The organism is Streptomyces rhizosphaerihabitans (assembly GCF_025399795.1).
Lineage (GTDB): Bacteria > Actinomycetota > Actinomycetes > Streptomycetales > Streptomycetaceae > Streptomyces > Streptomyces rhizosphaerihabitans.
This window is the reverse complement of the sequence record NZ_JAODTZ010000049.1, coordinates 41,790-63,751: the sequence shown is the minus strand read 5'-3', so window position 1 is coordinate 63,751 and position 21,962 is coordinate 41,790. Positions and strand designations below refer to the sequence as shown.

At 71.5% G+C, this 21,962-nt stretch carries 20 protein-coding genes; 7 read left to right on the top strand and 13 right to left on the bottom strand.

Annotated features, from left to right (window positions below; translation table 11 throughout):
- Positions 1 to 28 precede the first annotated feature (28 nt).
- From N4G66_RS35300 to N4G66_RS35290, 3 genes are all read left to right on the top strand, one after another.
- Positions 29 to 1,057: an ABC transporter permease gene (locus tag N4G66_RS35300; protein ID WP_261708377.1), complete on the top strand. Its 1,029-nt coding sequence runs from the start codon at positions 29 to 31 to the stop codon at positions 1,055 to 1,057.
- 110 nt (positions 1,058 to 1,167) lie between these two features.
- The gene (locus N4G66_RS35295; protein WP_261708376.1) at positions 1,168 to 2,205 is read left to right on the top strand and encodes a sugar ABC transporter substrate-binding protein; all 1,038 of its coding nucleotides are present in this window, start codon (positions 1,168 to 1,170) and stop codon (positions 2,203 to 2,205) included.
- Position 2,206: 1 nt separating this feature from the next.
- Positions 2,207 to 3,685 carry a sugar ABC transporter ATP-binding protein gene (locus N4G66_RS35290; RefSeq protein ID WP_261708375.1) on the top strand — a complete coding sequence of 493 codons (1,479 nt, stop codon included), beginning with the start codon at positions 2,207 to 2,209 and terminating at the stop codon, positions 3,683 to 3,685.
- A gap of 184 nt (positions 3,686 to 3,869) precedes the next feature.
- Here N4G66_RS35290 and N4G66_RS35285 read toward each other — a convergent pair whose 3' ends face one another.
- The 7 genes from N4G66_RS35285 to N4G66_RS35255 all read right to left on the bottom strand — a co-directional run bounded on the left by N4G66_RS35285 (position 3,870) and on the right by N4G66_RS35255 (position 13,066).
- The gene (locus N4G66_RS35285) at positions 3,870 to 4,613 is read right to left on the bottom strand and encodes an IclR family transcriptional regulator (protein ID WP_261708374.1); all 744 of its coding nucleotides are present in this window, start codon (positions 4,611 to 4,613) and stop codon (positions 3,870 to 3,872) included.
- 199 nt (positions 4,614 to 4,812) lie between these two features.
- The gene (locus N4G66_RS35280; protein WP_261708373.1) at positions 4,813 to 6,438 is read right to left on the bottom strand and encodes a thiamine pyrophosphate-binding protein; all 1,626 of its coding nucleotides are present in this window, start codon (positions 6,436 to 6,438) and stop codon (positions 4,813 to 4,815) included.
- Between the two features lie 186 nt (positions 6,439 to 6,624).
- Positions 6,625 to 8,853, bottom strand: a complete 2,229-nt coding sequence (locus N4G66_RS35275; protein ID WP_261708372.1) for a 3-hydroxyacyl-CoA dehydrogenase NAD-binding domain-containing protein — start codon at positions 8,851 to 8,853, stop codon at positions 6,625 to 6,627.
- 38 nt (positions 8,854 to 8,891) lie between these two features.
- Positions 8,892 to 10,106 carry an acetyl-CoA C-acetyltransferase gene (locus tag N4G66_RS35270; RefSeq protein ID WP_261708371.1) on the bottom strand — a complete coding sequence of 405 codons (1,215 nt, stop codon included), beginning with the start codon at positions 10,104 to 10,106 and terminating at the stop codon, positions 8,892 to 8,894.
- Positions 10,107 to 10,127: 21 nt separating this feature from the next.
- Positions 10,128 to 11,270: an acyl-CoA dehydrogenase family protein gene (locus N4G66_RS35265; protein WP_261708370.1), complete on the bottom strand. Its 1,143-nt coding sequence runs from the start codon at positions 11,268 to 11,270 to the stop codon at positions 10,128 to 10,130.
- Between the two features lie 121 nt (positions 11,271 to 11,391).
- Positions 11,392 to 12,528: a CaiB/BaiF CoA transferase family protein gene (locus N4G66_RS35260; protein ID WP_261708369.1), complete on the bottom strand. Its 1,137-nt coding sequence runs from the start codon at positions 12,526 to 12,528 to the stop codon at positions 11,392 to 11,394.
- 157 nt (positions 12,529 to 12,685) lie between these two features.
- Positions 12,686 to 13,066 (bottom strand): MmcQ/YjbR family DNA-binding protein, encoded by a 381-nt coding sequence (locus N4G66_RS35255; protein WP_261708368.1) that lies wholly within the window; start codon positions 13,064 to 13,066, stop codon positions 12,686 to 12,688.
- A gap of 140 nt (positions 13,067 to 13,206) precedes the next feature.
- On the opposite strand from N4G66_RS35255, the gene N4G66_RS35250 reads away from it, so the two are divergent.
- Positions 13,207 to 14,379, top strand: a complete 1,173-nt coding sequence (locus tag N4G66_RS35250; RefSeq protein WP_261708367.1) for a saccharopine dehydrogenase family protein — start codon at positions 13,207 to 13,209, stop codon at positions 14,377 to 14,379.
- A gap of 87 nt (positions 14,380 to 14,466) precedes the next feature.
- On the opposite strand, the gene mmpA is transcribed toward N4G66_RS35250, so the two are convergent.
- The 4 genes from mmpA to N4G66_RS35230 form a co-directional block, all read right to left on the bottom strand.
- Entirely contained in the window at positions 14,467 to 14,613 is a 147-nt protein-coding gene (gene mmpA, locus N4G66_RS35245; protein ID WP_391858941.1) for a morphogenic membrane protein MmpA, read from the bottom strand.
- A gap of 142 nt (positions 14,614 to 14,755) precedes the next feature.
- Positions 14,756 to 15,445 carry an endonuclease V gene (locus tag N4G66_RS35240; protein ID WP_261708365.1) on the bottom strand — a complete coding sequence of 230 codons (690 nt, stop codon included), beginning with the start codon at positions 15,443 to 15,445 and terminating at the stop codon, positions 14,756 to 14,758.
- A gap of 210 nt (positions 15,446 to 15,655) precedes the next feature.
- Complete coding sequence (locus N4G66_RS35235) at positions 15,656 to 15,994, bottom strand: PH domain-containing protein (protein ID WP_261708364.1); 339 nt, start codon at positions 15,992 to 15,994, stop codon at positions 15,656 to 15,658.
- A gap of 116 nt (positions 15,995 to 16,110) precedes the next feature.
- Positions 16,111 to 16,740, bottom strand: coding sequence for a DUF3887 domain-containing protein (locus tag N4G66_RS35230; protein ID WP_261708363.1), 630 nt, complete (start codon positions 16,738 to 16,740; stop codon positions 16,111 to 16,113).
- 258 nt (positions 16,741 to 16,998) lie between these two features.
- Here N4G66_RS35230 and N4G66_RS35225 point away from each other — a divergent pair, with 258 nt between their 5' ends.
- Positions 16,999 to 17,985: an LLM class flavin-dependent oxidoreductase gene (locus N4G66_RS35225; protein ID WP_261708362.1), complete on the top strand. Its 987-nt coding sequence runs from the start codon at positions 16,999 to 17,001 to the stop codon at positions 17,983 to 17,985.
- A gap of 145 nt (positions 17,986 to 18,130) precedes the next feature.
- Positions 18,131 to 18,937 (top strand): hypothetical protein, encoded by an 807-nt coding sequence (locus N4G66_RS35220; RefSeq protein ID WP_261708361.1) that lies wholly within the window; start codon positions 18,131 to 18,133, stop codon positions 18,935 to 18,937.
- Positions 18,938 to 19,147: 210 nt separating this feature from the next.
- Here the strand turns inward: N4G66_RS35220 and N4G66_RS35215 are convergent, their stop codons facing one another.
- Positions 19,148 to 20,251, bottom strand: a complete 1,104-nt coding sequence (locus tag N4G66_RS35215) for a WD40/YVTN/BNR-like repeat-containing protein (protein ID WP_391858940.1) — start codon at positions 20,249 to 20,251, stop codon at positions 19,148 to 19,150.
- 268 nt (positions 20,252 to 20,519) lie between these two features.
- Between N4G66_RS35215 and N4G66_RS35210 the strand changes: the two genes are divergently transcribed.
- On the top strand, positions 20,520 to 20,936 hold the full coding sequence (locus N4G66_RS35210) for an SsgA family sporulation/cell division regulator (RefSeq protein ID WP_261708360.1): 417 nt from the start codon (positions 20,520 to 20,522) through the stop codon (positions 20,934 to 20,936).
- A gap of 25 nt (positions 20,937 to 20,961) precedes the next feature.
- Here the strand turns inward: N4G66_RS35210 and N4G66_RS35205 are convergent, their stop codons facing one another.
- Positions 20,962 to 21,798 (bottom strand): isocitrate lyase/PEP mutase family protein, encoded by an 837-nt coding sequence (locus N4G66_RS35205; RefSeq protein ID WP_261708359.1) that lies wholly within the window; start codon positions 21,796 to 21,798, stop codon positions 20,962 to 20,964.
- Between the last annotated feature and the right edge of the window lie 164 nt (positions 21,799 to 21,962).

Genomic DNA, 21,962 nt, shown 5'->3' with positions numbered 1-21,962 from the left:
GTCAGCCGTACGTACGGAGCCGTGCCCGATGACCGAGACCGAGCGTGCCGTGGACGACGCCGAGCACGCCCGCGAACAGGGCGGCGAGCGGCGGCGGTTGGGCATATTGTCCCGCCGGCTGGTCCGCGACGAGCTGGGCGTGCTCGTCGTGCTCGGACTGCTGGTCGCGGGAATCGGCATACCTTACCCGGACTTCCTCGCCGGCGACAACCTGCTCACCACCGCGCACAACTCCGTCTACATCTCGCTGATGGCCTGCGGAATGGTCTTCGCGCTCGCCATGCGGGAAGTGGATCTGTCGGTGGGCGGCACCTACGCGATGTGCCTGGTCGTCGGGGCGCTGCTGGTGCGCGACGGTACGCCTCCCTGGCTGGCGGTCCCGGTGATGCTGGCCACCGGCATCGCCCTCGGCGTCTTCAACGCGCTGGTCACGACGCTGCTCGCACTGCCCTCGTTCATCGTGACGCTCGGCACGCTGATGCTGTACCGCGGGGTCGGGCTCGCGCTCGCCGACGGCAGGCAGATCACCGATCTGCCGCTCGACGACTCGTTCTTCACGCTGGCGGGCGGTGACGCGGCGGGGGTTCCGTTCGCGCTGTGGGTCCTGCTCGCCGTGGTCGTCGTGCTGACGGTGGTGCTGACGCGGACGCGCTACGGGGCGCGGGTTCGGGCGATCGGATCCAACCCCGACGCGGCCGAGTTCAGCGGTATCCCGGTCGTCCGCACCCGTGTGCAGGCGCTCGCCCTGTCCGGTCTGACCACGGCCTGCGCGGCGGCGCTCGCGCTCGCGTTCTACGGGGCCGGCGACCCGACGCTCGGCCAGGGTTACGAGTTGCAGGCCATCGCCGCATGCATCATCGGCGGCACTCCGCTCGCCGGCGGGCGCGGTTCGGTGGTCGGCGCGGTGGCCGGGGCGATGATCCTGGCCGTGGTGGCCTCCGGACTCGTCTTCTTCGAAGTACCCATCAACTGGACGTCGTTCGCGACCGGTGGCGTGATCCTCGTCGCGGTCGCGGCGGACAGCGCGCTGCGCAGAACCGGTCGCCGACGGCGCTGAAGTCCCCGCTGGAAGTCCCCCGGTCCGAAGGCCTCCCCCTTCGGACCTCAGAGCCCGTCCGGAGCCGCTTGGAGGCCGTGATGCACCCCCGATCGCGTATGTTGCTCGCCGTGCCCGCCGCGCTGGCCCTGCTCGCCGTCGCGGGGTGTGGCGGCGGCAGCGGCTCCGACGGCAAGAACGGCCGGCTCGACATGGGTATCGCCGTGGCCAACATAAGCCTGAACTTCGCCCATGAGATGGTCCTCGGCGCGGAGAGCGCCGCGAGCCACCAGGGCAACGTGAACTTCAAGACGGTCGGACCGCCCAACACGGACGGGCCCGCCGAGGTGCAGCTCTTCCAGAACCTGACCGCCCGTGCCAAGGACGGCATCGTCCTGGAGAACCTCGACCCGCCGATCTTCACCCGGCCCGCCGCGCGCGCCGTGGACCAGGGCATCCCGATCGTCGCCCTGGACACCTCGCCGACCGACGGCAGCAAGGTCGGCTTCTACGTGGGCAACGACAACTACGGGCTGGGCGAGTTGATGGCGAAGGAAGCCCTCAAGCGGCTGGGCACGGATCCCAGGGGCCAGATCGTGATCGGGGTGCCCAACCCCGGGACACCGGTGCTGGACAACCGGGCCAAGGGCATCGCCGACACGTTCAGGAAGCAGGCCCCGAACGTCAAGATCCTCGGCCCGTTCCAGACCTACAGCGACCCCGGGCAGAACTACAGTTCCTGGTCGGCGCAGGTCAACGCGCACCCCAAGGCGCTCGCCTTCCTCGGCGTCGGCGACGCCGACAGCTACAACCTCGCGAAGATCAAGAAGGCCGAGCACGGCAGCTGGCTCACCGCGGGCTTCGACGTCGACCCCAAGACCCTCGACGCCGTGAAGGACGGCTCGAACTTCGTCACCATCGACCCGCAGCACTTCCTCAAGGGCTATCTGTCCACGTCGATGCTGATCGAGGCGGTCCGCGATCACAAGGGCAAGCTCCTCAAGGGCTGGTTCCTGTCCCCCGGCGGAGTGGTCGACCGGTCCAACATCGACGAGATCATCGCGCGCCAGAAAACCGCGAAGGCCGCCTACGACTGGTACAAGCCGACGATCGACAGGCTGCTGGGCGACCAGAAGTCCCAGTTGAGGCCCCTGAAGGACGCGCGCTGACATGGACGGTGGCGAGCTGCTGGTCGCGTGCGACCTGGTCAAGTCCTACGGCGGGGTCAGAGCCCTCGACGGCGCGGGCATCAGCCTGCGCGGCGGAGAGGTGCACGCGCTGGTCGGCGAGAACGGCGCGGGCAAGTCGACACTCGTGGGCATCCTGTCCGGCACGGTGGCGCCCGACGAAGGCACGGTGCGAACGGCTCGGGAGACTCGGTCGGGTGGAATCGCCGTCGTGTCGCAGGAGTTGAGCCTCTTCCCCGACCTGACCGTCCGCGAGAACCTCTATCCCCACCTCCCACCACGCCGGTTCGGCCTGCTCGACCGGGGCGCGATGGACCGCGCGGCCCGGCCGGTGCTCGCCGAGCTCGGTCTCGACGTCGACCCCGGCACGCCCCTCGCCGAACTCACCCTTGCCGATCAGCAGTTGACCGAGATCGCGCGGGCGCTGCTGCGACGCCCCCAGGTGCTGGTGCTCGACGAACCGACTTCCGCGCTGCCCGCCGCCGCGGTGCACCGTCTGGAGGGCGTGCTGCGCGCCCTCACCGCGCGGGGCATCGCCGTCCTGTACGTCACCCACTTCCTGGAGGAGGTGATGCGCTTCGCGCAGCGCGTCACGGTGCTGCGGGACGGGCGGGTCGCGCTGGCGGGGGCGGACCGCGGCGACGTCGATGTGCCGGAGCTGGTGACGGCCATGCTCGGTGGCGCTCCGCCGGGACCCGTACGCCGTTCACGCAGCGTAGGTGACGGGCCGCCGCCTGTGGTGCTGTCCCAGGTGAGGGTGCCGGGACAGCTCACCGACGTCACGTTCACGGTGCGGGCGGGCGAGGTGGTGGGGGTGGCCGGGCTCCAGGGAGCGGGTCATCTCACCGCGCTTGAGGTGGTGTGCGGGCGTACGGCGATCTCGGCGGGGCGCGTCGATGTGGGCGGGCAGGGGCTGCCGCGATCCCTGCGGGCGGCGGTCCGCGCGGGGGTGGCCTTCGTGCCGAGCGACCGCAAACGCTATGGGCTGATGACCGATCGCACGGTCTGGGAGAACGCCACCGCGGTGAGCCGACTGGCGCTGGGGCGCGGCGGAATGCTGCCCTCGCGCGCCAGGCTGATCCGGAGTACGGAGGATCTCACCGGCCGGTTGCGGCTGCGTGGCGCTCCGGACGACATCGTGGCCCGGCTGTCCGGCGGCAATCAGCAGAAGGTCGTCTTCGCCAAGTGGCTCGCCACCGATCCGCGGATCGTCGTCCTGGATGACCCGACCCGTGGTGTGGACGTCGGCGTGCGCGCCGAAATGCACCGGATCGTCGGTGAGTTGGCCGCTTCGGGGGCGGCGGTGCTGACGGCCTCGACCGATCCGGCGGAACTGACCGAGCTGTGCGACCGGGTGCTGGTGTTCGTGCGGGGGCGGCTCGTGGGCGAGGTGCACGGCGAGCAACTCACGGAGCACGCACTGGCGGTGGCGATGCAGTCGGGGGTGAGCTGGGCCAGGTGACGGGGGCGGTCCGACGGCTCGTCGTCGGTGCCGGAGGCCGAAGCGTCCTCAACCGTCAGCGTTCCGGCCGTCAACCGACCTGAAACCGGCCTTGAACCGGCCTTCGCCATGCCTGAGTTCGATCTGCCCGTCGGCGATCTGCCGCTCTGTTACGGGCGGGACGGAACCACTGATCTCCCGGCGGTCACGCGGACAGCGCGCGCGTCAGTGCGCGGGCCGCGGCGCAGACCCGTGCGCCGACCCGGTCCATGTCCAGGCGGCGGGTGCTGCCGGTGACGGACAGCGCGGCGATCGGACGCGGGCCCCCGGGGCCCTGTTCGTAGACGGGGGCCGCGACGGCCGAGACACCGATCTCGGCCTCCTCCAGGTTGACGCCGTAGCCACGGGCCCGCGTCGCGGCGAGGTCGCGGGCGAGCTGGCCGGGCAGGACGAGGGTGCGCGGGGTCAGCCGGGGCAGGGACCGGTGCGGTGGCCGGGGGGCATGGGCGAGGAAGATCTTGCCGGTGGCCGTGCAGTGTGCGGGCAGCCGGCCGCCGGTGCGCGAGACGATCGGGGTGGCGCGGCGGCCGGTGACCTTCTCCAGGAAGAGGGTGTCGGGCCCGTCGGGAACGGCGAGATGCACGTTCTCGTGGGTCTCCTCGTGCAGATCGCCGAGGTAGGGCAGGGCGATGTCCCGCAACTCCCGGGCGGACGGCGCCGACTGGCCGAGGACGAAGAGGGCGAGCCCGATGCGGTAGCGGCCCTCGGAGGTGCGTTCGAGGAGTCCCAGCCGGACCAGCTCGCCGATCAGCCGGTGCGCGCTCGGCTTGGGCAGCCCGGTACGCAGGGCCAGTTCGGCGAGGCTCAGTGCGTCCTTCGACTCTCCGCAGGCACGCAGCAGCGCCGCACCGCGGGCGAGCACCGACTTCGGGACCGCCGCGTCCGTCATGGACCGATCGTCGGGCGCCCGGCGCCGGATGACAAGGTCCGGGTCACCGTGAATCGCCCGCGCCGCCTCCGAAGGCATCGGCCTCCCGCCGTACGAGGGCAGGCCCGAGTCCTTCCCCACTCCCGGACACGCTGGTTCGCCGATTGGACCCGGGTGGACAACTTCGTTCCCTGGGAGGCTTGTCCATGCTCTTCGTCGACTATCTCAACGGCACGTCGATGAGCATCGGGCGCGTCAGATCGCCCGCCCCCGCGACGATCTCCCGTACGTGGTCGGCGCTGTCGGCCCGGACGGCGTCGATCCCGAAGAACCCCGCCGCCCGGGTGAAGTCGAGTGCGCCGAGCTCCGTCCCGGGACAGGGACCTCGGCCGCCCATCGCCTCGTAGGTGTCCTGAAGGGTGCGGTAGGCGCCGTTGCTCATCACCACGAACAGCACCGGTACCCCGGACCGTGCCGCGCTCCACAGCCCTTGCAGTCCGAACAGGGCGCAGCCGTCCCCGAGTACGGCGACCACCGGCCGCCCCGGCTCGGCGAGCGCCCGCCCGACGGCGGCGCCGATCCCCCAGCCGAGCCCGCCGCCGACGGTGTGGGTGTAGCTGCCGGGACGGTCCAGACGTATCAGCTTGCGCAGCAACAGGCCTACGGTGATGGCCTCTTCGACGACCACGGCGCCGGACGGCAGTCCGTGCGCCACGGCGTGGGCGGCGGCCCAGGGTGCGAGGGGTGCCGACGAGTACGCGGCGCGGGCGGCGGCCTCCGCGCGGCCCCGTTCGGCCGTGTGCCGCTCACCGGCGCGCAGCACTCTGGCCTTGGCGGTGTGCGCGGGCACCTGGTCGCGCAGCAGGTCGGCCAGCCGGTCGAGGGAGGGGGCGAGGGCGCCGACCAGCCCGAGGTCGGCGGTGAAGTTGCGGCCGACCTCGTCCGGGTCGGAGTCGAGCTGGACGACGCCGATGTCCGGCGGCAGCGCGGGGCCGGTGCTGTAGTGGTGCGGGGTGAACGCGTGCGCTCCGGCGATCAGGACGGTGTCGTACGGCGCGAGCGCCCCGCGGATGGCTTCGTGGCGCGGGGGCAGCATGCCCGCGTACAGCGGGTGCGTGGTCGGGAAGTCGAGGCAGTCGGCCATCGGCTGGTGGTGGACGGGGGCGCCGCAGGCCTCGGCGACGCGCACGAGCGCCGCGACGGCGTCGTCGCGGCCCACCCCGTCGCCGGCCACGACGGCGGGGCGGGCGGCGCCGCCGAGCAGCACGGCGGCGCGGTCGAGGCCGACGGCGGGACCCGTCCGGGGAGTCGGCGTGCGGGGCGGGACCTCGACCTCGGTGTCCTCGGCGAGCAGGTCCATCGGCACGGACAGGAACACCGGCCCGGCGGGCGGCCGCACGGCGAGGGCGAAGGCGCGGCGCACGGCGAGCGGCAGGTCTCGGGCGTGCTGGACGTCGACGGCCGCCTTGACGGCGGGGCGGGCCAGTCCGACGAGGTCGCCCGACAGCATCGGGTCCTGCTGGAGATGGCGGCGGTCCTGCTGGCCCGCCATCACCACCAACGGGGTGCGGGAGCGACGGGCGTTGAGCAGGCCGATGAGCCCGTTCGCGAGCCCGGCGGCGATGTGCAGGCTGACGAAGGCGGGCCGCCCGGTCGCGCGGGCGTATCCGTCGGCCATGGAGACGACGGCGCCCTCGTGGATGCCGAGGACGTACTCCGGTGCGTCCTCGGCCTCCGCGAGGGCGGCCAGGAAGGGCAGTTCGGTGGTGCCGGGGTTGCCGAAGACGCGGTCCACGCCCTCGCCGCGCAGGATGTCCAGCAGAGCGAGGGCGGGACGGCGACCCATGGGGGCTCCTCGGTGTGGACGGGTACCGGTTCGCCGGTCAGCGTCCGGTGCCCGCCCCCGTGGAGCAAGTCCCTCATACCACTCAGCGACACGTCACCCCGGTGCTGCCGTTCGGACCGCGCCGGCAAGGCACGGTCCGAACCCTGCAACACGCTTCGGACGACCGCCCCTTGGCGCGTTCCCGGGTCAGGCCGCGTCGGTGAACCGCTCGCCCTTCTCCGCCTTCTCGACGAGCAGCGCGGGCGGGAGGAAGCGGTCCCCGTAGCGCTCGGCGAGTTCCCGCGCGCGGGCCACGAACCCGGCCGGTCCGGTGCCGTCCGTGCCCTCGTAGCCGTTGATGTACTGCAGGACACCGCCGGTCCAGCCGGGGAAGCCGATCCCGAAGACGGAGCCGATGTTGGCGTCGGCGACGGAGGTCAGGACGCCTTCCTCCAGGAGCCGGACGGTGTCCAGCGCCTCGGAGAAGAGCATGCGCTCCTTCATGTCCTCGAACGGGATCTCGTGCCCCGCCTTGGTGCTGTGCTTGCCCGGGGGGCGACCCCCGGAACCCCCGAAATGCTCGCGCAGCCCCGGCCACAGTTTGCCGCGCCTGCCGTCCTCGCCGTACTCGTAGAAGCCCGCGCCACCGCTGCGTCCGGGGCGCCCGAACTCGTCGACCATGCGGTCGATGACGGCCTCGGCGGGGTGGGTCTCCCAGGTGCCGCCGGCCTCCTCGACGGCCTGCTTCGACTCCTTGCGGATCTTGCGCGGCAGGGTGAGCGTCAGCTCGTCCATGAGGGAGAGGACCTTGGCCGGGTAGCCGGCCTGGGCGGCGGCCTGCTCGACGGAGGCGGGCTCGATGCCCTCGCCGACCATCGCGACGCCTTCGTTGATGAAGTGGCCGATGACGCGGGAGGTGAAGAAGCCGCGCGAGTCGTTGACGACGATCGGGGTCTTCTTGATCTGCCGTACGAGGTCGAAGGCGCGGGCCAGTGCCTCGTCGCCGGTGCGCTCGCCCTTGATGATCTCGACGAGCGGCATCTTGTCGACGGGCGAGAAGAAGTGCAGCCCGATGAAGTCGTCCTGCCGCTCGACGCCCTCGGCGAGTGCGGTGATGGGCAGCGTCGAGGTGTTGGAGCAGAGCAGCGCGTCGGGCTCGACGATGCTCTGGATCTCCTGGAACACCTTGTGCTTGAGCGCGGTGTCCTCGAAGACGGCCTCGATGACGGCGTCGCAGCCCGCGAGGTCGTTCGGGTCTGCGGTGGGCGTGATGCGGGCGAGCAGCGCGTCGGCCTTCGCCTGGGTCGTACGTCCCCGGGAGACGGCCTTGGCGCAGAGCTTCTCGGAGTACGCCTTGCCCTTGGCCGCGGCCTCCGCCGTCACGTCCTTCAGGACGACGTCGATGCCCGCGCGGGCGCACGAGTAGGCGATGCCCGCGCCCATCATCCCGGCGCCGAGAACCGCGGCCTTGCGGACCGGGCGCGGCTCGATGCCCTTGGGGCGGTTGGCGCCGGAGTTGACGGCCTGGAGGTCGAAGAAGAAGGCCTGGATCATGTTCTTCGAGGTCTGGCCCGCGGCCAGCTCGACGAAGTAGCGGGCCTCGATGACCTGGGCCGTCTCGAAGTCGACCTGGGAGCCCTCGACGGCGGCCGCGAGGATGTTGCGCGGGGCCGGGTAGGGCGCGCCGTTGGTCTGCTTGCGCAGGCTGGCCGGGAAGGCGGGCAGGTTGGCCGCGAACTTCGGGTTGGCCGGGGTGCCGCCCGGGATGCGGTAGCCCGGCTTGTCCCAGGGCTGCTGGGACTCGGGGTTGGCGTCGATGAAGGCGCGGGCCTTGGAGAGCAGCTCCTCGGGCGTGGCGGCCACCTCGTGGACGAGGCCGTTCTCCTGTGCGCGCGTCGCGTTGTACTGCGTGCCCTGGAGGAGGACCTTCAGCAGGGCGTCGGCGATGCCCAGCAGCCGTACGGTGCGGACGACTCCGCCGCCTCCGGGGAGCAGGCCGAGGGTGACCTCGGGGCAGCCGATCTTGGTGCCGGAGGTGTCGAGGGCGACCCGGTGGTGGCAGGCGAGGGCGAGCTCGAAGCCGCCGCCCAGGGCCGCGCCGTTGATCGCGGCGACGACCGGCTTGCCCAGGGTCTCGATGCGGCGCAGGTCGCGCTTGATGGCGAGGCCGCCGTCGAAGAGGTCCTGGGCGGTCTCGGGGGTGACCCGGATGAGGTCGCGCAGGTCACCGCCTGCGAAGAAGGTCTTCTTGGCGGAGGTGAAGATGACGCCCCGGACCGAGTCCTTCTCGGCTTCCAGGCGGTCGGTGATCGCGGCGAGGGAGGCGCGGAACGCCTGGTTCATCGTATTCGCGGACTGGTTGGGGTCGTCGAGGACGAGGGTGACGACGCCGGTCTCGTCCTGTTCCCAGCGGATGGTGGTGGGCTCAGTGCTCATCAGGGGATGCTCCGTAGATCCTTGATCCGTTGGGAAGGTCAGACGCGCTCGACGATCGTGGCGATGCCCATGCCGCCGCCCACGCACAGGGTGGCGAGGCCGTACCGCTTGTCCTGGCGCTCCAGCTCGTCGACGAGGGTGCCGAGGATCATCGCGCCGGTGGCGCCGAGGGGGTGGCCGAGCGCGATGGCGCCGCCGTTGACGTTGACCTTGTCCAGCGACAGGCCCATGTCCTTCACGAAGCGCAGGACGACGGCCGCGAAGGCCTCGTTGATCTCGACGAGGTCGATGTCGTCGATGGTCAGGCCGGCCTTGGCGAGCGCCTTGCGGGTCGCGGGCGCGGGCCCGGTCAGCATGATGGTGGGCTCGGAGCCGGAGACGGCGGCGGAGACGATCCGCGCGCGCGGGGTGAGGCCGTAGCGCTCGCCGACCTCGCGGGAGCCGATGGCGACGAGCGAGGCGCCGTCGACGATGCCGGAGGAGTTGCCCGCGTGGTGGACGTGGTCGATCTGCTCGACCCAGTGGTACTTCTGCAGCGCCACGGCGTCGAAGCCGCCCAGTTCGCCGATGTCGGCGAACGACGGCTTCAGCCTGGCGAGCGAGTCGGCGGTGGTGCCCGGACGCAGGAACTCGTCGTGGTCGAGGATCGTGAGACCGCTGCGGTCCTTGACGGGGACGACGGACTTCTCGAAGCGGCCGTCCTTCACGGCCGCGGCGGCACGTTCCTGGGAGAGGGCCGCGTACTCGTCGACGTCACGGCGGGAGAAGCCCTCGATGGTGGCGATGAGGTCGGCGCCGATGCCCTGCGGCACGAAGTTGGTGGCCAGGTTGGTCATCGGGTCGGCGAACCACGCGCCGCCGTCCGAGGCCATCGGTACCCGCGACATCGACTCGACGCCGCCCGCGAGGACCAGGTCCTCCCAGCCCGAACGGATCTTCATCGCGGCCAGGTTGACGGCTTCCAGGCCCGAGGCACAGAAGCGGTTCTCCTGGACACCGGCCACCGTGTCGGGCAGTCCGGCGGCGATCGCCGAGATACGGGCGATGTCGGAGCCCTGGTCGCCGACCGGGCCCACGACACCGAGGACGATGTCGTCGATGGCGGCCGGGTCGAGGCCCGGGAAGCGCCGCTGCACCTCGTGGATGAGCCCGACGACCAGGTCGATGGGCTTGGTGCCGTGCAGGGCGCCGTTCTGCTTGCCGCGGCCGCGCGGGGTGCGGATCGCGTCGTACACGTACGCTTCGGTGCTCACTGGTAAGCCTTTCGGGGAGGGTTAGCCGAGCAGGGAACGGCCGATGATCTCCTTCATGATCTCGGTCGTCCCGCCGTAGATGGTCTGGATGCGCCCGTCGGTGAAGGCCCGTGCGACCCGGTACTCCGTCATGTAGCCGTATCCGCCGTGCAGTTGCAGGCACCGGTCGGCGACCCGCTTCTGCAGTTCGGTGGCCCACCACTTCGCCATGGAGGCGTGCACCGCGTCGAGTTCGCCGTCGGAATGGTCGACGATGCAGCGGTCGAGGAAGGTGCGGGTGACAGCGCACTCGGTGGCCATCTCGGCTATCTCGAAGCGGATGTGCTGGAGTTTCGCGAGCGGCCGCCCGAACGCCTCGCGCTCCTTCACGTACTGGGTGGTGATCTCCAGCAGGTGTTCGGCGCCGGCGATGGCGGCGACGGCGATGCCCATGCGCTCCTGCGCGAGGTTCGTCATCAGGTGGACGAACGCGCCGTTCGGTTCGCCGAGCAGGTTCTCCTTGGGCACGCGCACGTCGTTGAAGAACAACTCGGCGGTGTCCTGCGACTTCTGGCCGATCTTGTCCAGGTTGCGGCCGCGCTCGAAGCCCTCCGCGCCGCGCTCGACGACGAGCAGCGAGAGTCCGTGTGCGCCGCCTTCGGGGGTGGTCTTCGCGACGACGATCACCAGGTCGGCGAGGATGCCGTTGGAGATGAAGGTCTTGGAGCCGTTGAGCAGGAAGTGGTCGCCCTTGTCCTCGGCGTGGGTCGTGATGCCCTGGAGGTCGGATCCGGCACCGGGTTCGGTCATCGCGATCGCCGTGATGATCGAACCGTCGCAGAAACCGGGCAGCCAGCGCCGCTTCTGCTCCTCGGTGGCGAGATCCGTCAGATACGGCCCGATGATGTCGTTGTGCAGTCCGAGGGCGAGACCCGCCGCTCCCGCGCGCGTGAACTCCTCGGCGAGTACGGCGCTGTAGCGGAAGTCGGTGGTGCCGCCGCCTCCGTACTCCTCGGGCACGGCGAATCCGAGCAGTCCCTGCTTGCCGGCCGCCCGCCAGGCGTCGCGCGAGACGATGCCGTCCTTCTCCCACTGCTCGTAGTGGGGCAGCACCTCCTTCGCGAGGAAGGTGCGCACGGTCTCGCGGAACGCGTCGTGCTCGGCGGTGAAGATCTGCCGCTTCATGCGGGAAACGCCTTCCTGAAGGTCGTACGGAGGAAACCCGTGCAGAGGGCGGTCCTGGGACTCGCCGGGCCGCGTACGGCCGCCGCGGCCCCGCCGGTGACGAGCGGTCGGAAGCGTTCCATCAGCCGCCGTCCTTCGTCAGCCGGGGTACGTCCCAGTCGCGGGCCACGTCCGCGGTGTCGGCGCCCGGCAGGGCGGGACCGCCGCGGACCGAGGTGGGGGTGGCCGAGAAGCGCGGCGCGGGGGCCGGCTGGATGATGCCGCCGTGGTCCACGAAGGTGCCCCGGGCGGCGAGGTGCGGGTGCTCGGGTGCCTCGCGCAGCGACAGGACCGGCGCCACGCACGCGTCGGAGCCCTCGAAGACAGCGGCCCACTCGTCTCGCGTACGGGTCCTGAAGCGGGCGGCGACGCTCTCGCGCAGCTCCTCCCAGCGGGCCGGGTCCTTGCGGGCGGGGCCGAGTTCGGGGACGCCGAGCAGTTCGACGAACTCGCCGTAGAACTGCTGCTCCAGGGGTCCTACCGCCATGTACCGGCCGTCGGCCGTCTCGTAGGTCCCGTAGTAGGGGCAGCCGCCGTCGAGGAGGTTCGCGCGGCGCCGGTCCTGCCAGGCGCCCGCGGCCATCATGCCGTGGATCATCGTGGAGAGGTGTGCGGTGCCGTCGACGATGGCCGCGTCCACGACCTGCCCGGCGCCGGTCGCGCGCGCGTGCTGAAGGGCCGCCAGGACGCCGACGACGAGGTAGAGGGAGCCACCGGCGTAGTCGCCGAGGAGGTTCGCGGGGACCGCCGGCGGCTCGCCCGGCTCGCCGATCATGCCGAGGGTGCCGGTGAGCGCGATGTAGGCGATGTCGTGCCCGGCGCGGTGGGCGAGCGGGCCTTCCTGGCCCCACCCGGTCATCCGGCCGTAGACGAGCTCCGGGTTGCGGGCACGGCAGGCCTCGGGGCCGACGCCCAGACGCTCGGCGACCCCGGGGCGGTAGCCCTCGATCAGGATGTCGGCCCGTTCGGCCAGGTCGAGGACGCTCGACGCGCCGCCCTCGGCCTTGAGGTCGATGATCACGGACCGCTTGTTGCGGTTGGTGATGTCGTAGGCCGGATCGACCCCGATCCCGGCGCCGCCGGGCCGGTCCACCCGGACGACGTCCGCTCCGAGGTCGGCGAGCAGCATGGCGGCGAACGGGCCGGGGCCGATGCCCGCCAGCTCGACCACGCGCACCCCGGCGAGGGGGCCGTGTCCCGGTGTTCCTGCCGTTGTCATCAAGCCCCCAGCACTGTGACACCACTGATGTGACATCAGTGATGTTAAGAACGTGTTCCACTTCGGGCAAGCCCCTGACGAGCAAGCGCTTAGTCAAATTCCCGGACCGTGATCGGCGCGGCCCGGTTCCGTGATCACCGTTGGTCCAGCTGCGCGATCAGCGTTGGTCCAGCTCAGCGATCAGCTTCTTGGGCCCTATGACGCGATAGCTCTCCTCGACCCAGTCGCACAGCAGCTCCGCCGCGGGGGCCCCTTGCTCCTCCAGTGGTACGCGCACCCAGCCGGCCTTGCCCAGGCCGTATCCGGCGGGCTCCGCACCGGGTGAGGTGAGCGCGTGGGCGTGCGCCGCCTCGTCCTTGAGCTTCACCGTGATGGCCGGCGGGTAGCTGCCGTCGTCGAGGCCGAGGAAGACGAAGACCTTCTTGTTGACCTTCGCGACCGTCTCGCCCCAGGGGAACTCCTCCGTGGCGCCGGGCAGGCCGAGCGCGAACTCACGTACCTTCTGCCACTTTTTCAGCGCGTTTTTCGACACGGCCACGGCTGCCTCCGGCCTGTTCGTGCGACCTCGTCGTCCGACTGTTCGTACCTCACGCTAGCCTCAGCCACCGACAACGGCGCTTCGCGCACGACGTGGCGCGGACCGCACGTTCGAGCGCAGCCCACAGTGCGGAGGGTGTCATGAGCAGGCTGAACGAGTCGGACCGCGCGTACGACATCGTGCTCTTCGGAGCCACAGGGTTCGTCGGGGAACTCACCGCGGAGTATCTGGCCGCCCACGCGCCCGAAGGGCTGCGGTGGGCGATCGCCGGACGCAGCGCGGAGAAGCTGGAACGGCTGCGGGAGCGGCTCGGCGGCGCACCCGGTGTGCTGCGCGCGGATGTGACGGACCCGGACTCGGTCCGTGAGCTCGCCCGTCACGCGCGCGTGGTGGCCACGACGGTGGGGCCGTACATCACCTACGGGGAGGACCTGGTGGCCGCCTGCGCGGATGCCGGGACCGACTATCTGGACCTGACCGGCGAGCCCGAGTTCGTGGACCTGATGTACGTCCGGCACGACACGCGCGCGCGGGAGACAGGCGCGCGGCTCGTGCACGCCTGCGGCTTCGACTCGATCCCGCACGACCTGGGTGCCTACTTCACCGTGCGGCAGCTCCCGGAGGACGTGCCGCTGCGGGTGGACGGATTCGTGCGCTCGCAGGCGATGTTCTCGGGCGGCACCTTCGCCTCCGCGCTCAACCAGTTCGCGCGCGGCCGGCACATGCTCGCCGCGGCGCGGGAGCGCAGGCACCACGAACCGCGCCTGATGGGGCGGCGGGTCGAGGCCCCGCTGGGAGCGCCGCGGTTCGCCCCTGAGGTCGGCGCGTGGGCGCTCCCGCTGCCCACGATCGACGCCCAGGTGGTGCAGCGCTCGGCGCGGGCCCTGGCGCGGTACGGGCCGGACTTCCGCTACCGCCACTACGCGGCCGTCGAGCGGCTGCCCATCGCCCTCGGTGGTGTCGCCGGGGTGAGCGCGGTCTTCGCCGCCGCCCAGCTGCCGCCCGCGCGCCGCTGGCTGTCCGACCGGATCAAGCCCGGCGAGGGGCCGAGCGCCGCACGCCGTGCGAAGAGCTGGTTCTCGGTGCGCTTCGTGGGCGAGGGCGGCGGCCGGCGCGTGTTCACCGAGGTCTCGGGTGGCGACCCCGGCTACGACGAGACCGCGAAGATGCTCGCGGAGTCCGCGCTGTCCCTGGCCCTCGACGAGCTGCCGAAGACGTCCGGCCAGGTCACGCCGGCGGTGGCGATGGGCGACGCGCTGCTGGAACGGCTCGGCGCGGCGGGGATCACCTTCCGGGTGGCGGCTGTTCGGTAGGGACGGGAAGTCAGGTGGGACCCGGAAGAATCCCGAAGGGCCGGGTACTCCGGTGGGTGCGACGCGGGCGTGAGGGTTGGGTGACCCTCACGACGCCCAGGCCATGACCGTGTAGATCATCCCGCCCATCCAGGCGAGTCCGACCGGAACGGCGAGGACCAGTGCGGCCGTCACGGCGCGTTCGACGGGCCGGGCGGGGTCGGCGGCGGGCTTCGGGGCACGGTGCGTCGTCATACGGATCAGCTTGCCGATCATGGCGGCTTCATACATCCGTACGAGTACTCAGAACACGTACTCAGACCGTCCCGGCCACCGCGTGGGAGGCACCCGGCGGGCCGGGGCGAGGGACGCCGGACCGGCCAACAGTCCGAGGACGTCAGGCGGTTGCCTCCTGGAGGGCCCGCCTGCACAGCGAGTCCGCGCGTCGGGTGGATTCCGGCAGGCGGTACTTCGGGGTGAGCGCGAGGGTGTGCGCGCAGGCGTTGCCGAGGTCCACGCGATGGCCGACGGACACGAACACGGGCTTGATGCCGTCCTGGGTGCGCAGGGCGCGGCCCACCTCGTCGGATCCGGCGAGGAGCGGTGACGCGCTGCCGCGCCGGACGCCCGGCTCCTCGTAGGAGAAGGTGAACGGGTTCTTGGCGACCCCGATCACGGGGAGCCCGGTGAGGACGCCGAGGTGACTGGCGAGGCCGAAACGGCGCGGGTGGGCGAGTCCGTACCCGTCGCAGACGACCAGTCCGGGCGGGCAGGGCAGGGCGTCCAGTGCGGCCAGGACGGTCGGGATCTCGCGGAAGGCGAGCAGTCCGGGAACGTACGGAAAGGAGACCCGGCCGACGGCGGTGGCCTCCGCCACGACCTCCAGGGTCGCCGCGTCTAGGACGACGGCCGCGGCGACCACGACGTCCCGCTCGTCGTCGTAGGCGACGTCGACGCCCGTCACCCGGCCGGTGCCGGGCGGCGGGCCCGGCTCGTCGAGCACCACCCGCTCGCGCAACTCGTCCTGCACGAGGCGGGCTTGTTCCTCGGTGGCGGGCCAGCCCGCGGGAATCCTCACGGTCGTCATGATGGGGACGAGCCTAATGACTGATCGACATCCCCGATGACGGGGTCCACGGCCCTCCACTCCGCGGCCCTCCTCGCCGCGGGCCCGCGGACGAGCCGACCGGGGCCGGCTCAAACCGTTCCGGCTGGGCCTGAACCAGCCCGGCAGCTCTACGGGCCCGCCTGAAGACACCTGCGAGTGCGCGCGCTCCGGCAAGCCGGCCGGTCCCGATCACCCGCCGTCGATGCGCTCGGCGAGGATGCGCCGGACGGCGTCCGGGTCGTCGGGCGTGATCGTGGGACGTACACGGTGTCCGACGTCTATCACGAGCGCCATGTTCTTACGGGGCCGCCGCGCGTCGAGGTTCCACCAGTGGACGAGGTCTCCCGACCCCCAGATGCGCCACTTCCGGACCGAGTTCGCGCCGGTCAGGGGGAGTCGGCTGACGCCTCTGATCGAGGTGTAGGGGATCCACTTCGTCCCCCACGGGTAGTAGCGCCGGATGGCGAGGCCCCGCTCGTCGCAGCGGATGCCGCCGTCGTCATAGGGAGTCGTGCTCTCGTGGCTCAACTGCGTCTCCTCGTGTTCGCTGCGGGCCGACCGCCCGCTGCTGTCGGCGCGTCAGCGGATCCGCGTCCTGGCCGCGGACGCACGTGGACGAATAGGAACGGATATGGACGCGCACGTCACGGGGTCTCGGGCGCGAGGACGAAGATTCCGGCGGCCTTCTCGTCGGAGTCGAACGCGACCCGGGCCTTCATGTCACCGGCCTCGTAGCGCAGGGGGATGTCGACGACGGTGTGGTCGCCGACGCGCCGGACGAACGGCTCGCCTTCCGCGAAGCCCTCGAACGCGCCGACGAGTCCGGCGACCGTGGCCAGGCCATCGGCCCGGACCTTGTCGGTGAAGGCCTCGAGGACCTGCGCGTTGAACGACGGCCGGGCGTCGTCCATGCGGTCCTCCAGGACGGCCGTGACGATGGTGAGGGCGCGTTCCGCGGCGTCGGTCATGCGCACCGTCTTGTCCATGGGTTCTCCGGTTCGGGGGTCGATGGGCTTGCCGAACCGCTGGAAGGCGGCCTGGCGGGTGACTCCGAGCAGGTCCCCGATCTCCTGCCAGGTGTGACCGGCGTCGCGTGACTGCTGGACGCACAGCTTGAGCACCTGTTCGCCCAGGGCATCGATGCCCTGGGCGCGTCCGACCAGGTCGAGGTAGGCGGGAGGGGTCACCGGGCTGCCCAGAGAGGCGGCCAGGGCCGATGCCTGCTCGGCGAGCTGGACACAGACGGCCGTGAGGGACGGCGAAGAATCGGTCACACGTAAAGGATGCCTTTACACGATCGAACGTGTCAAGGATTCCTTTACACCTTTACCGGCGGGAGTGCGGGCCGCCCCGGGCGTCGGGCGTGCCGGGTGTGGGGGCGTGCCGGGCGCCCGCGGCCGAGCGTCCGCCGGAACTGTTCCTCGTTCAGGCCCGAGCACCCCGAGCCGTGCGCCCCCGCGGTCCGCGCGGAGGCCGAACTTCCTTGCGAGCAAAGGCATTTGATACTGATGGGCGATTCCTATACTGACCGAATGATCACTGTTCCGCTCAGCGCGCTCGAAGTGGCCATGGTCCAGACGGGCACCCGGGCCGCAGACACGTTGCGCGACACCGCCGCGTTCGCCCGGCGCGTCGAGGACCTCGGATTTCTGCGTCTCTGGTACGCCGAACACCATCACTCTCCGGCCATCGGAGCGTTCCCGCCCGTCGTTCTGACCGCCCACGCAGCCGCGTTGACGTCGTCCATACGGCTCGGCTCCGGGGGTGTCCTCGCCCCCAACCACGCCCCGATCATGCTGGCCGAGCAGTTCGGCACGCTGTCCGCACTGCACGAGGGACGGATCGACCTGGGCATCGGCCGTGGCCCGGGAACCTTCGACGAGTCCACGGCGCGGGCCCTGCGCCGCGGGGCCGGGCCGACGACGGACGACGAGTACCGCGACGATGTCTCCTCGACGCTGCGCCACTTGGTGGACGAGGTCGCGCTCGGTCCGCTCCCGGAGCCGTGGCTGCTGGCTTCGAGCACAGCCGGTGCCGCGCTCGCCGGGGAGCTCGGACTGCCGATCGCCTTCGCCCATCACATTCGCCCGGACAACACCCTGGCCGCGCTCAGCCACTACCGCCGGTGTTTCTCCCCCTCCCCCTGGTGCGCGCGCCCGCGCGTGCTGATCTGCGTGGAGACGGTATGCGCCGAGACGGAGAAGGAGGCTTCCTGGCTCGCCGGCCCCATGGATGTCGTCAAGGCCGGACTCCTCAAGGGGCGAGGCGACATCCCCTTCCCCACACCCGCGGAAGCAGCGGCTCACTCCTTCACCGCGGAAGAGGCGCAGGCGCTGGCGAGCTTCCGTGCACACCAGGCACACGGCGCACCCGAGACCGTCGCGCGGCATCTGACGCACCTGGTCGACCTGACAGGGGCGGACGAGCTCATGCTGGTGACCCCCGTCTACGCGCTGACCGACCGATTGAGGTCGTACGAACTCGTCAGGCAGCACGTCACGATGCCGACACCGCCCTAGGACATGATCACCAAGGGGTGGACGCGGGCGGACAGCGCATCCGCGGGACGGAGCAGGGGTGGTTGGCCCCGACCCGGGTTCTGAACGCGGAAGGGGGCCGACCTGCGCGTTCGTCGTCGGCAGGCGTTCGCTACGCTCTCGAACCATGTCAGATACGCCGGACTTCCGTGGCGAGACCGTCGACGCGATAATCGGCCATGCCGGCCGCGCGACGCTGCCCTTCAAACGAGCCAACCGCGACGAACAGCACGCCACCGCCTTCTGGTTCAACGACCTCGTGGACACCACCTCCGAGGGGGAGTTCGTCCGGCAGTTCCTCGTGACCGCGAGTGAGCCGACGAAGGTCGAGACGGCCGAGTTCACCCTCCGGCACGACCTGTGCGCACCCGTGCCGAGCTCGGAGAACTTGCTGATGCTCGACTTCGCCGGGGGGTGGACCCATCTCGACGGCCTGGGAGTCGCGGTCATGCCCACCGGCGGGCTGCACGCGCACGGCGCTCGCAAGGGGTGGCACTGGACGACCGACGAGATCACCGACGGCATCGCAGCCGGGCCGGAGGACATCGCGGGCCTCGGTCCGAACCCGGTCACGGCCTATCTGCTGGGCCACGACGTCGGTACCGGGAAGCGGCCCGCACGCGATCAGGCTGTCGTCCTCGGCGAGGTCACCCGCACCGGCGACGGCAGCGTCCATTGGACGGGAACCCTGCCGCAAGGCTGCGTCGGCGCACCGGTGTTCATCGACGTCCCCCTCGACGGGAACAGCTTCAAGCTGGTCTGCGTCGGGGTGGCACTGCCCGGAGAAGACGGCCACCACACGATCGCGCCCTTCGACCGGATCCGTACCGCCCTGCGCGCCCTCGGCCAGGACACCGCACCCGTCCTCGCGGTGACCGAACCCTCTGCCCAGCCGCGCGAACCGAAGCGTCGCTGGTGGCAGCGGCGTGGCTGATCAGCCCCCTCGTCGAAGGACGGACGACCACGGGTGACCTGGCCGAGCGCCCTTCGCGGGAATTCGCGGGAAACGGCCGTGAACACGGCTCGCCGGGGCTGATCGTCGCCGTCCGCTCGCGGTGCACATGCCCCAACGGCACGGCAGGGGACAGGAGAAGCCCGCAAGAGACGGCACGGGACAGCAGGAGACCGCACGGGACGGCACGGCTCAGCCCTCCAGCCGCGCGACCCGTCCCTTCTCGCCGGAGGCCCAGCAGCCCAGGTCCGGGGTGCAGTCCACGGTGTCGTACGAGCCGGTGTCGAGGGTGCGCCAGGTGCGGCCGCCGTCGGTCGTCAGGTCGGTGCCGGTCGGGCCGACCGCGAGGGCGGATGTACGGCTGTGCGGAAGCCAGGTGACGCCGGAGCGGTAGGCGGGCGGGGGCCGGTCCGCGGTGGTCCAGGTGCGGCCTCCGTCGGCGGTGACCGCGGCGGCCTGCGGTGAGGCCTGGTCGGCGCGGTAGTCGCCCCCCACCGCGAGTCCGTGGACGCGGTCGCGGAAGGCGAGGGCGAAGACACCGCGCGCCGGATCGCCTGCGGGTACCGGAGTGTCGACGGCGGTCCAGGTCAGCCCGCGGTCCGCGGAGTGCAGCACACGCGCGTGTGTGCCTCCTCCCGTGGCCAGCCACACATCCCGGGGCCCCGAACCCACCAGGCACTGGCCGCTCGCGGCGAAGCCGGCCTCGCCGTCCTGCGCGGCGGGCATCCCGCCGCTGGGCAGCACCTTCCAGGAGCGGCCGCCGTCGCTGGTCGACAGGATGCGGAACCGGCCGTCCACCGGGTCGCTCATCGCCAGTCCGTGGCGCCGGTCGAGGAAGGTGAGGCAGTCGTAGAAGGCCTTGGCGTCGGTGTTGCGGAAGGACTCGGTCCAGGTGGCGCCGCCGTCCTCGGTCCGGTAGACGCGGGAGGCCTCGCCCTCGCCGATGGCCAGGACCACCGCACGCCGCGCGTCGAACGCCTCGATGTCGCGGAACTCCAGGTCCGCCGCCCCGGGCGGCGACACGTTCCGCCAGAGCGCGCCGCCGTCGGTGGTGCGCAGCACGGTGCCCTTCGAACCGGCCACCCACGCGGTGTTCCTGCTGACGGCCGACAGCCCGCGGAACCGGACGTCCACGCCACTGTTCTTGAGCGCCCAGTGCGGGGTCCGTGCCGCCTTCTGCGCAACCTCGTGCGCCTGCGCGGGTACCGCCACCGCGAGTGCCGCGGCGAGTGCGGCCGCCCCCATTCCCACGCCGATCGTCCGGCTCGTACGTCTCGTCTTCCCCAAGCCCCTCATGGCGGGCGAAGCTAGTCCACTCCCCCGATGGCGTCTATATGGCCTCCCGCGGGAACCTCGGGGCCTGCCCGGGTGTCCTCTTCGGTGTCGGGTGAGTGCGGAACGGAAAGGAATCACCACGGCCGGGGAAAGTGGATCTCCCCGGCATGACTTCGGTGACAGAGGTCACTCGGCTCAGAGGTGCACGCGCCGGGTCATTCTTCCGTCTCTTCAATTGACCGGCTTCATCCGCCCGGAGTTCGTTCAGCCGTCACAAGGGAGCAAGGCGTTGTCCACCGTCATCGAGCAGCCCGTAGAGGCCCGCCTCGTCGCCGCCGCGCCGCGGATGCCGAGCATTCCGGCCACGCTCCACTACGACCGGACCGACCCGTTCGCCGTCCGCATGACCTTCCCCGCACCCGCCACGCTCGAAGGCGTGGAGGTCTGCTGGACCTTCGCCCGTGAGCTGCTCGTGTCGGGCCTCGACGACTCGGTGGGGTACGGAGACGTACGGGTGCGGCCGTACGGCTACGACCGCACCGTCCTGGAGTTCCACGCCCCCGAGGGCACCGCCGTGGTGCACGTCCGCTCGGGCGAGGTGCGGAACTTCCTGCAGCAGACCACGGAGCTCGTGCCGGTCGGCCTGGAGCACCTCCAGGTGGACCTGGACCACGATCTGGCGGAGCTCATGCGGGGCACCTGCTGAAACGGCGCAGGTACGTTCAGCGCCTTCAACCGCCGTGGCCCATCAGCGTGTTGAGCCCGGCGTAGTCGAGCCCGCCGGCCAGGGTCCCGTAGGTCCCCGTACCCAGCAGCTCCCGCGCGGCGCGCCGGACCAGGCCGTACGCCGCCACCGCGATGCTCGAACCCGCGCTGATCCGGGCCACCCCGAGGGCGGCCAGCTCGTCGACGGACGGCGCTCCGGGACCCACCAGGATGTTCAGGGGGCCCTCGATGCCCTCGACGAGCGCCTTCACGGTCACCGGGTCGACGGCTCCGGGGACGAAGACGCCGTCGGCTCCCGCGGCAAGGAAGGCGGCGGCCCTCTCCAGGGTCTCCTTCACCCCGCCCGCGCCGCGCAGGAACGTGTCGATGCGGGCGTTGACGAACAGCGGTACGTCCGCCGCGTCGGCGGCCGCGCGGGCCGCCGCGATGCGCTCCGCCTGTTCGTCCACCGGGCGCAGCGGCCCGGCGCCCTCCGTGTGGAGGGCGTCCTCGATGTTCACGCCCACGGCGCCCGTCGCGAGCACCGCGCGGACGGTGTCCCCCACGCCCTGGGCGTCGGGCGCGTACCCGCTCTCGATGTCCGCGCTGACCGGCACCCCGACCGCGGCGGCGATCCGTGCGATTGCCGCGAGCGCACCCTCCCTGTCCAGCCGGCCCCCGTCCGCCGCGCCCAGGGCCCAGGCCAGCCCCGCGCTGGTCGTCGCCACCGCCGCCGCGCCGGCCTCTTCGACGATCCGGGCGCTCGCCGCGTCCCAGGCGTTCGGCAGGACGAGGGGGTGGCCGGGTACATGCAGTGCACGGAAGGCGAGGGCGGTTTCGCGGAGCTGCTCGGTGTCGGTCATGACCAGAACCCAAACACGTGCCGCACGACGGGGCTGGCAGGAATCCGACATGTACGCAGGAGGCGCCGAAACCGTCCGGGAACCCGCGTACCCGGGACCGCGCCGCCGTCCGCGAGTCCGCCCGGCCGGAGGCGCACCGCCGTCCAGGGGCCCGTGGCCTGAGA

Coding starts and splice junctions, on each gene's coding strand:
- N4G66_RS35300 (WP_261708377.1), top strand. CDS start 29: ATGACCGAGACCGAGCGTGCCGTGGACGACGCCGAGCACGCCCGCGAA.
- N4G66_RS35290 (WP_261708375.1), top strand. CDS start 2,207: ATGGACGGTGGCGAGCTGCTGGTCGCGTGCGACCTGGTCAAGTCCTAC.
- N4G66_RS35285 (WP_261708374.1), bottom strand. CDS start 4,613: ATGACGGACGCGGCGGTCCCGAAGTCGGTGCTCGCCCGCGGTGCGGCG.
- N4G66_RS35280 (WP_261708373.1), bottom strand. CDS start 6,438: ATGGGTCGCCGTCCCGCCCTCGCTCTGCTGGACATCCTGCGCGGCGAG.
- N4G66_RS35275 (WP_261708372.1), bottom strand. CDS start 8,853: ATGAGCACTGAGCCCACCACCATCCGCTGGGAACAGGACGAGACCGGC.
- N4G66_RS35265 (WP_261708370.1), bottom strand. CDS start 11,270: ATGAAGCGGCAGATCTTCACCGCCGAGCACGACGCGTTCCGCGAGACC.
- N4G66_RS35260 (WP_261708369.1), bottom strand. CDS start 12,528: ATGACAACGGCAGGAACACCGGGACACGGCCCCCTCGCCGGGGTGCGC.
- N4G66_RS35250 (WP_261708367.1), top strand. CDS start 13,207: ATGAGCAGGCTGAACGAGTCGGACCGCGCGTACGACATCGTGCTCTTC.
- mmpA (WP_391858941.1), bottom strand. CDS start 14,613: ATGACGACGCACCGTGCCCCGAAGCCCGCCGCCGACCCCGCCCGGCCC.
- N4G66_RS35240 (WP_261708365.1), bottom strand. CDS start 15,445: ATGACGACCGTGAGGATTCCCGCGGGCTGGCCCGCCACCGAGGAACAA.
- N4G66_RS35225 (WP_261708362.1), top strand. CDS start 16,999: ATGATCACTGTTCCGCTCAGCGCGCTCGAAGTGGCCATGGTCCAGACG.
- N4G66_RS35220 (WP_261708361.1), top strand. CDS start 18,131: ATGTCAGATACGCCGGACTTCCGTGGCGAGACCGTCGACGCGATAATC.
- N4G66_RS35215 (WP_391858940.1), bottom strand. CDS start 20,251: ATGAGGGGCTTGGGGAAGACGAGACGTACGAGCCGGACGATCGGCGTG.
- N4G66_RS35205 (WP_261708359.1), bottom strand. CDS start 21,798: ATGACCGACACCGAGCAGCTCCGCGAAACCGCCCTCGCCTTCCGTGCA.